Origin of the sequence: Lysobacter zhanggongensis (assembly GCF_046638635.1) — a bacterium.
In the GTDB taxonomy this organism is placed as follows: domain Bacteria; phylum Pseudomonadota; class Gammaproteobacteria; order Xanthomonadales; family Xanthomonadaceae; genus Novilysobacter; species Novilysobacter luteus.
Genome location: NZ_JBJXHK010000081.1, coordinates 1 through 8,621 on the forward strand (window position 1 = coordinate 1; position 8,621 = coordinate 8,621).

Annotated in this window: 8 protein-coding genes and 1 pseudogene; 5 read left to right on the forward strand and 4 right to left on the reverse strand. The window is 70.0% G+C overall.

Annotated elements, in window-relative coordinates; all coding sequences use genetic code 11:
• On the reverse strand, positions 1-1,440 hold a 1,440-nt coding region (locus ACKVMH_RS11300), incomplete at its 3' end, for an aspartate kinase (RefSeq protein WP_412700359.1).
• A gap of 300 nt (positions 1,441-1,740) precedes the next feature.
• On the opposite strand from ACKVMH_RS11300, the gene ACKVMH_RS11305 reads away from it, so the two are divergent.
• Positions 1,741-2,625 carry a PhzF family phenazine biosynthesis protein gene (locus ACKVMH_RS11305; RefSeq protein WP_412700360.1) on the forward strand — a complete coding sequence of 295 codons (885 nt, stop codon included), beginning with the start codon at positions 1,741-1,743 and terminating at the stop codon, positions 2,623-2,625.
• Between the two features lie 75 nt (positions 2,626-2,700).
• Here ACKVMH_RS11305 and ACKVMH_RS11310 read toward each other — a convergent pair whose 3' ends face one another.
• Together ACKVMH_RS11310 and ACKVMH_RS11315 are read right to left on the reverse strand one after the other, a co-directional pair.
• Positions 2,701-3,417, reverse strand: a complete 717-nt coding sequence (locus tag ACKVMH_RS11310) for a glycine zipper 2TM domain-containing protein (RefSeq protein ID WP_412700361.1) — start codon at positions 3,415-3,417, stop codon at positions 2,701-2,703.
• A gap of 130 nt (positions 3,418-3,547) precedes the next feature.
• The gene (locus tag ACKVMH_RS11315) at positions 3,548-3,982 is read right to left on the reverse strand and encodes an OsmC family protein (protein ID WP_412700362.1); all 435 of its coding nucleotides are present in this window, start codon (positions 3,980-3,982) and stop codon (positions 3,548-3,550) included.
• A gap of 361 nt (positions 3,983-4,343) precedes the next feature.
• Here ACKVMH_RS11315 and fusA point away from each other — a divergent pair, with 361 nt between their 5' ends.
• Entirely contained in the window at positions 4,344-6,398 is a 2,055-nt protein-coding gene (gene fusA, locus ACKVMH_RS11320) for an elongation factor G (protein ID WP_412700363.1), read from the forward strand.
• 5 nt (positions 6,399-6,403) lie between these two features.
• Here fusA and ACKVMH_RS11325 read toward each other — a convergent pair whose 3' ends face one another.
• Positions 6,404-6,901 carry a CHRD domain-containing protein gene (locus ACKVMH_RS11325; RefSeq protein ID WP_412700364.1) on the reverse strand — a complete coding sequence of 166 codons (498 nt, stop codon included), beginning with the start codon at positions 6,899-6,901 and terminating at the stop codon, positions 6,404-6,406.
• A gap of 129 nt (positions 6,902-7,030) precedes the next feature.
• On the opposite strand from ACKVMH_RS11325, the gene ACKVMH_RS11330 reads away from it, so the two are divergent.
• The 3 genes and pseudogenes from ACKVMH_RS11330 to ACKVMH_RS11340 form a co-directional block, all read left to right on the forward strand.
• Positions 7,031-7,630 (forward strand): M23 family metallopeptidase, encoded by a 600-nt coding sequence (locus ACKVMH_RS11330; RefSeq protein WP_412700365.1) that lies wholly within the window; start codon positions 7,031-7,033, stop codon positions 7,628-7,630.
• A gap of 99 nt (positions 7,631-7,729) precedes the next feature.
• Positions 7,730-8,290, forward strand: a complete 561-nt coding sequence (locus tag ACKVMH_RS11335) for a DUF1439 domain-containing protein (RefSeq protein WP_412700366.1) — start codon at positions 7,730-7,732, stop codon at positions 8,288-8,290.
• Between the two features lies 1 nt (position 8,291).
• Positions 8,292-8,621, forward strand: a pseudogene (locus tag ACKVMH_RS11340) (hypothetical protein); the annotation flags it as partial.

Below are 8,621 nucleotides of genomic sequence, written 5' to 3' on the forward strand. Positions count from 1 at the left end.
CGGCCGCCCGACCGCCAGGTCGCGCCAGCTCGGGCCGAACACACCGGCCGCGCGCACCGGCATCGCGCCACTGCGGATCAGTTCGGCGTGCAATTGCGGCAGCAGGCCTTCGGCATCGGCCTCGTCGACCACGAACGTCAGGTTGAGGTCGTTGGAGGACTGCGAAATCAGGTGCACGCGCTCCTGCCCGAACGTCGCCCAGACATCCGACAGCTTGTGCAGCAGCGACCGCATGCCGCGCCCGACCAGGGTGATCGCGGTGCACGGCGCGATCACCTTGACCCGGCAGACCTCGGCCAGGTCGGCTGCGAGGGCCTCCAGCACGTTGCTGGTGACCAGGTTCTCGCTCGGGTCCAGCGAGATGGTGACGTTGGTCTCCGACGAGCCGATCAGGTCGACCGAGAGCCCGTGGCGGCGGAAGCGCTCGAAGATATCGGCAAGGAAGCCCACCTGTTGCCACATGCCGATGCTTTCCATCGACACCAGGACCACGCCGTCGCGCCGGCTGATTGCCTTGACGCCCGGCACGGTCGCCGCGCTGGCGTCGATCCGGGTGCCGGGCAGCTCGGGCCGCTCGGTGTCGAGGATCGCCATCGGCACGCCGGCGTCGCGGCACGGCGCGATCGAACGCGGGTGCAGCACCTTGGCACCGGTGGTGGCGATTTCCTGCGCCTCGGCGTAGTCGAGCCGGGCGAGCAGGCGGGCGTCGGGCACCTCGCGCGGGTTGGCGCTGAACATGCCGGGCACGTCCGTCCAGATCTCGACGCGCTCGGCACCCAGCAGCGCGCCGAAGCACGCCGCCGACGTGTCGGAACCGCCCCGCCCGAGCACAGCGGTGCCGCCGTCCGCGTGGCGGGCGATGAACCCCTGGCTGAGCAGCATGCGCGCCGGTTGCGCGGCAAACCGCGTCCCGAACCCGGCGTCGGCGTCACGCCGGCAGTTGACCGCCAGGCGCGAGGCCCATTCGCTCTGGTTCGGCAGCGCGATCGCATCAAGCCAGTCGCGCGCGTCGCACCACCCGAAATCATGGCCCTGCGAGCGCAGGTAGGCCGCACCGATGGTCGACGACATCAGCTCGCCTTGGGCGAGCACCTCGGCCTGCCAGGCCAGCGGCCGGCCCGCGGCGCGCGCGTCCGTGCCCAGGGCTTCCAGTGCAGCGAGGCGCTCGGCAAGCATGGCATCGGGGTCGAGCCCGAGCTCGACGCAGAAGCCCCGGTGACGCTCGATCAATCCGGCCAGCCGGCCGGGCACATCGTCGCCATTGGCGATCGCCAGCAACTCGTTGGTAACACCCGACAGGGCCGATACCACCACCAGCACGCGCACGTCCCCGTCGGACATGCGGCCCGCGGCGATGCGCCCGATGGTGTCCCAGCGATTGCGCCGCGACACCGAGGTGCCACCGAACTTGAGCACTACCCAACGTTGCGCTTGCGTCACCACGTCCGCCTCTGGATTTACGGGGTTGCGGGCATCCCTTGCAGGACCCGGCACGAAGCGCCCATCGTGCCCGAGTCCTCGCTGTCACGCGCGGCCCGCGCACGCAGCCAAGCCCGTGCGGTGCAGGAGCGGCCAAGCCGTCGCAAACCGCCTAGAATGCGTCCCGCCGACCGTTCGCCCGTTCGCGAAGCCGCGATTCTAGGGCAGCACCCGATCCCCCAGCCACCGGCCTGTCCGCCGCGTACTCCATCGCGGCCGCCGGTCCTCCGGCACTCCCCGCCTTCCAGACGACACCCCCCCATGCCCCTGCGACGCTACCTGCAACTGGACGTATTCGCCGATCGACCCGGCGCGGGCAATCCGCTCGCGGTGGTGCTGGACGCCGAAGGCCTGGACGACGCGACGATGCAGTCGATCGCCCGCTGGACGCGCCTGCCCGAAACGACCTTCGTGTTCCCGCCGACCACGCCAGGCGCGGGCTACCGGGTGCGCATGTTCAGCCCCCATCGCGAAGTGCCGTTTGCCGGCCACCCAAGCGTCGGGACCGCGTTTGCGGTCCTGGATGCCGGGCTGGTCATGCCGACCGACGGAATCCTGCTGCAGGAGGGCGTGGCGGGCGTTCTGCCGCTGTCGGTCGACAAAGCGGGGGCTGAGGAGCGGTGCGTGATTGCCGTGCGCACGCCCCGCGCCCGGGTGGTGGAAACCGCCACGCGCGATGACGTGCGACTGGCCGGGGCACTCGCGGGGTTCCTGCCGGGCGCCTTGCCACCGGCATTGCTGGACGGCGGCCGGCGCTGGTGGCTGGTGGAAGTCGCGAGCGAAGCCGCGTTGCGTGGCGCGGCGCCGGACTGGGACGCCATCGCCGCGCTGGCGAAGTCCACAGGCAGCATGGGCGTGTGCGCCTTCGCGCGGTCGGAGGCCCACGCGGGCCACGACCTGGTGGTGCGCGCGTTCGTCGGTGCCAGCGGTCCGTTCGAGGATGCCGCGTCGGGCGCCGCCAATGCGGTGATCGCCGCATGGCTGGCGCACAACGATGCGCTGCCGGGACACGACGGCCGGTACGTCGCCAGCCAGGGCCGCGAGGTCGGCGCGGATGCGCGCCTGCAGCTGCACGTCGATGCCGACGGCGAGGTCTGGTCCGGCGGTCGCGTGTGTGCGGTGATACGCGGCCAGATCGACTGGTAGGCCGCCCGCCGGGACAACAAAAAAGGGGGCCGTGAGGCCCCCTGCGCGCAATCGCGCGACTCCCCTGTCAAACCTTTATTCGGGACGGACGTCGACCCGTACGCGGATCCGGTCCCCCGGGTGGTACTGGGTGCGGGTGGTGTACTCGCGGCCGGCGTATTCGTAGGTGACGTCGTACTCGGTGACACCGCGGCCGGCGGTGCGGATGTTGCCGGCTCGCGCATAGCGATCGTCGCCGACCGGCACCGGATCGCATACCGTGACGGTGCCGGCGTAGTCGCGCTGACGCTGGCTCTGCTCGTAGATCTGCCGGCCGGCCACACCGCCGACCATCGAGCCGATGGCCGAGGTGGCGTAGCGGGCACTGCCGCCACCCACCTGGCTGCCGATGACAGCGCCGACCACGCCGCCGATGACCGTGGCCATGGTGCCGCCGATCTGGCTGCCGCCGTTGCCGTAGCGGTCGTAACCGTCGTTGCCGCGGTAGTAGTCGTCGCGGCCGTAGCCATCGCGGTAGCCACCGTCGTACACGCTGCCGCGCGCATGGTCCTGCCGCTGGTAGCAGCGACGGTCACCGGACGCGTAGTCGTTCGAACCGTAGCGGCCCGAGTCAATCACCGGGTCAACTCGCACCACCCGCGCGTAGTCGTACTGGCCACCCTGCGAGGAGTAGCCGCCAGTGGACGGCTGGACGTGCAGGGCACCGACTTGCTGGGCCGAAACCGTGCCGCTGGTCGCCACCAGGGTCAGGGCGAGGACGGGGCCGACGCCCCATGTGGTCAGTCGCTTCATGTGTACTCCAGCGCGCGCCAGCATCGGAAAACCGACGGAGGCCCCCATCCTCGGTCGGCTGCGGGCAACGGTGGCTGAATTTTGTTAGCGACAAGTGAAACGGTTCAGCAAGTGCGTCGCTGGCCGGGCATCAGCCCTTGAGCTTCGCCTCCAGCGTGATCGGCACCGCGCTCAGCGCCTTCGATACCGGGCAGTTCTCCTTGGCGTCTTTGGCGATCTCCTGGAACCGCGCCTCGTCGATGCCGGGGACTTCGGCGTCCAGCTTGAGCCGGATGCGGGAAAGTGCGGGCCCGTCCTCCATCGACAGGTCGACGTCGGCGCGGGTGTCCAACCGGGTCGGGGCGTGGCCCGCCTCGGCCAGCTTGGCCGACAGGGCCATCGTGAAACAACCGGCATGCGCGGCGGCAATGAGCTCCTCCGGGTTGGTGCCCTTCTCGTCGCCGAAGCGGCTGGAAAATGCATAGCGGGTGTCCTGCATCAACCCGCTGTCGGGCGTGCTCAACCGGCCCTTGCCGGTCTTGAGGTCGCCCTCCCAGTGCGCGGTGGCGTGGCGCGAAATACCCATGGCGTGCTCCTTCCATACGTGGAACGCCACGGTAGCGACGCGGGTGTTACCGGGGCATGCAGGTGGGTGCGAGCGCCCACCGGTGGCGCGCTTGACTCGCCCGCTCGGCGGCGCGAGGCTTGCCTTCCGGCGTTCCCGCGCCGGCCTCCCGCCATGACCGCCCGCCGAGCGCACCACGCCCGGCGCGCAGCGCGGACAGCCATGACGGCCTTCGATCCCAGCCAAGGGAGAAGTCCGCTCATGTCCTACACCACGCAAGACATCCGGAACGTGGCTCTCGCAGGCCACCCCGCCGCCGGCAAGACCACCCTGTTCGAAGCCCTGCTGCACGCCGGCGGCACCATCCAGNAGAAGTCCGCTCATGTCCTACACCACGCAAGACATCCGGAACGTGGCTCTCGCAGGCCACCCCGCCGCCGGCAAGACCACCCTGTTCGAAGCCCTGCTGCACGCCGGCGGCACCATCCAGACGGCAGGCACGGTCGAGCGCGGCAACACGCTGTCGGACCACGACCCGATCGAGAAACAACGCGGCCATTCGCTCGACATCGCCGTGGCGAGCATCGACCACGACACCGGACCCGGCCGGGCGGTGCACATCAACCTGATCGACACCCCCGGCTATCCGGACTTCCGCGGACCCGCGCTGTCGGCGCTGGCGGCCGTTGAGACCGTCGCGGTCGTGATCGATGCCGCCAGCGGCGTCGACTACGGCGCGCGGCGGATGATGGCGCGCGCCCGCTCGCGCGGCCTCTGCCGCGTCGTGGTGGTCAACAAGATCGACCAGGATGGAGCCGACCCGGCACGCGTGCTCGAAGAATTGCGCGAGGCGTTCGGCCCCGAGTGCCTGCCGCTGAACCTGCCGGCCGGCGGCGGTTCGAAAGTGGTCGACTGCCTCTCCAGCCCCGACGGCGACAGCGACCTCGGCCCCGTAGCCGACTGGCATCGCAGGATCATCGACCAGGTGGTGGAGATCAACGAGAAGGTGATGGAGCGCTACCTCGACCTCGGCGAGGAAGGCCTGTCGGGCGAGCAGCTGCACGAGGCTTTTGAACAGTGCCTGCGCGAGGGCCACCTGGTGCCGGTGCTGTTCTGCTCGGCGCGCACCGGGGTCGGCATCGGGGAACTGCTCGACGTCGCCGCACAATGGTTCCCGAACCCTGCCGAGGCCAACCCGCCGCCCTTCGAGAAGGGTGCCACGCGCGAGCGCATCGAAGCCGTGCCCGACCCGTCGGCGCACGTCATCGCCGATGTGTTCAAGATCGTCAACGACCCCTTCGTCGGCAAGCTCGGGGTGTTTCGCGTCTACCAGGGCACCGTGCGGCGCGACAGCCAGCTCTATGTCGACGACGGCAAGAAGCCGTTCAAGGTCGGCCACCTGTTCAAGCTAAAGGGCAAGGACCACGTCGAGATCGACCGGGCGGTGCCGGGTGACATCGCGGCCGTGGCCAAGGTGGATGAGCTGCACTTCGACGCGGTGCTGCACGACAGCTTCGATGCGGACCAGATCCACCTGTCGCCGCTGGAGTTCCCCCGGCCGATGTTCGGGCTCGCCATCGAGGCGGCCAGCAAGGGCCAGGAGCAGAAGCTGGCGACGGCATTGCACAAGCTGTCCGAGGAGGACCCGTGCTTCGTGGTCGAGCACGAGGCCGAGACCAACGAGACGGTCGTGCGCGGTCTCTCGGACCTGCATTTGCGGGTCAACCTGGACCGGCTGAAGGACAAGTACGGCGTCGAGGTCGAGTCGCGCCCGCCGCGGATCGCGTATCGCGAAACCGTCAGTGCAGCCGCTGAGGGCCACCACCGCCACAAGAAGCAGACCGGCGGCGCGGGCCAGTTCGGCGAGGTGTTCCTGCGGGTGGAACCGCTGCCGCGCGGCAGCGGGTTCGAGTTCGTCGACGCGGTCAAGGGCGGCACCATCCCGGGCCAATTCCTGCCGGCGGTCGAGAAGGGCGTGCAACAGGTGCTGGGCAGCGGCGCGCTGGCCGGCTACCCGATCCAGGACGTGCGCGTGGTGGTGCACGACGGCAAGCACCACCCGGTCGACAGCAAGGAGGTGGCGTTCGTCGCGGCCGGCAAGAAGGCATTCCTCGACGCCGTGGCCAGGGCGCGCCCGCAGGTGCTGGAGCCCATCGTCGACCTGGAGGTCAGTGCGCCCGAGCAGCACATGGGCGACATCAGTGGCGGGCTCGCATCAAAGCGCGCGCGCATCAACGGGACCGACACCGTGCGTGGCGAGATCGTGGTCAGGGCACAGGTGCCGCTGTCGGAACTGGAGGGCTACGCGGCCGAGCTCAAGTCGGTGACCGCCGGTCGCGGCCGCTACTCGCTGGACTTCAGCCACTACGAACCGGTGCCGCCGCAGGTGCAGCAGAAGCTGGTTGTCGCCTACCAGCCCCGGCACGACGAGGACTGACCGGGTCAGCCCTCCTCTTCCTCCAGCTCGGGCGGCTGGTCGTCCACGTCCTGCAGCCGGATCGGCTGCGGGACGAGTTGCGCACGAATCGCACCATCGGGATACGCCAGCGTGGTGATGACGATGTACGACTCGCCGGCACGCACCCGTTCCGCATCCTCGGGCCCGAGCGCAATTTCAACCTGGCGCAACTGGCCGGCGGTGGTGTCGGCCGGAATGCCCAGGTCGGCGACGCGGTCGCCATTCTCGTTCGCCGCGCCGCGGTGCAGGTAGGCGCCGGTCGCCCCGTTGGCCAACCCTGCATAGACCAGGTCGACCAGCAGGTCGTTGTCGTCGGCCAGCACCGCGCTGGCCTCGCCGGTGGCATCCGATTCGGTGGCCGATACCACGCGGGCGCCGCTGAACTCACCGCGCAACAACAGGTCCGCTGCCGCGGCAGGCACTGCGATCGGCAACGCCAACAGACCAAGCAGCAGCGCGCGGTGCAGGGTTCGACGGATCATGGATTCGACTCCGGAGCAGGCAATGCCTGCCAATAGGCCGCGTCGCGCGGCAAACCCGCGTGAAGCCGACTCGCTTTCCGTGCCGGCTGCTTGACGCGAACCTGCCGGGGCCCGCGTCAGGCTGTGGCGATGGATCCTGCGAACGAGCGCCGCGACTACGCTCCCGCCGCCCGTCGGCTGCTGGCGACGCTGGGCCTGCTGGCCGCGTTCGCCGTCGCGGGCTGGTGGGCATGGCAGCAACCTTTCATGGCATCGGTGCGGATGGCCTGGGAGATCCGACGCATGCCGCCGCCACGATCCCTGCCCGTGCCGGTGGCCGGCGTCGAGGTGGACGACATCGCGGACACATGGGGCGCGGCCCGGGGTACCGACCGGACGCATGAAGGACTCGACATCTTCGCCGCACGCGGCACGCCGGTCGGCAGCACCACCCGCGGCGTGGTCAGCGCCGTACGCGAAAGCGGGCTGGGTGGGCGCCAGGTGTGGGTGCTGGGGCCCGCCTTGGAACGCCACTACTACGCCCACCTGGACGACTGGCGCGAGGGCCTCGCCGTCGGTGACGTGGTGCTGCCGGGCGACGTGTTGGGCTATGTCGGCGACACCGGCAACGCCCGGGGCACCCCACCCCACCTGCACTACGGAATCTACGCCGACGGTGGTGCGCTCGACCCGCTTCCACGTCTGCGCACCGCCGCCGTCGATCCACCCGGAACCGCTCCGGCGCGCTAGCATCCCGGGGCCTACACGGGCGTCGGCGATACCCCGCAAGTGCTAACCCGTCATTCACCGCGGCTGCGTAAGGTGGCCGTGGTCATTCGAGGATCGATCATGCGCAAACCCGTGACCGTTGGTGCTTTCGTGGTGTTCGTGGTGCTGCTCGCAGGCTGTTCCACCCTCAATACCCTGGGCGCGCTGCTCGGCAGCCAGGTGACGTTTACCCAGCCGCAACTGCAGCACGCGCTGGACGGCAACTTCCCCAAACAGTACGAGCGCCTCGGCGGGCTGGTCTCGCTGCGCCTCACCAACCCGACCTTGTCGATCCCTTATGACAGCAGCCGCCTGCGCCTGGACTTCGACGTCGGCCTGTCGGCGATGGGCAGCAGCGTCGGGACGACGGGCCATTTCGCGCTCAGCAGCGGGCTCCGCTTCGATCCGCAGACCCGCGGCCTGCACCTGCAGGATCCTGTGCTCGAGTCGGTTGATGTGCCGGCGCTGGGTGGCGTGATGAGCGGCACCTCGCGTGAGCTGCTGAACACCTGGCTCGCCGACTACGCACGCGACGAACCGGTGTACCGCCTCGAAAGCACCCTGCTCGACCGTATCAGCGCCCGCCGGATCGACTCGACCGTGATCGACCGTGGCGTGGTCGTGGTCAACCTGGGCGAATAGGATGCGCGGCCTCTCGCTCCTGCTGATGGCGGCAATGGCGGTGGCGTCCGGTTGCGGTGGCGACGACTCCGATGCCGACCGTGCGCTGGCCGGCACCGACAGCGGGGAAGCGCTGCCGGCACCCGAGCGCACCGGCGGCAGCGTCACCGGGATGCCTGATGCCGGCGACCCGAACCGCACGCTCCCGCTACCCGAAGCACCGACGACGTTGCCGCCGGGCACCGCGGTCGACAGCGATGGCAACCTGCTGCCTCCGCTCGATGCGCTGGCCGGCGCCGATCCCGCACCGCCCGACGGGGTCGAGCCCGGCGCCGCCGGTCCGGACCCGGCG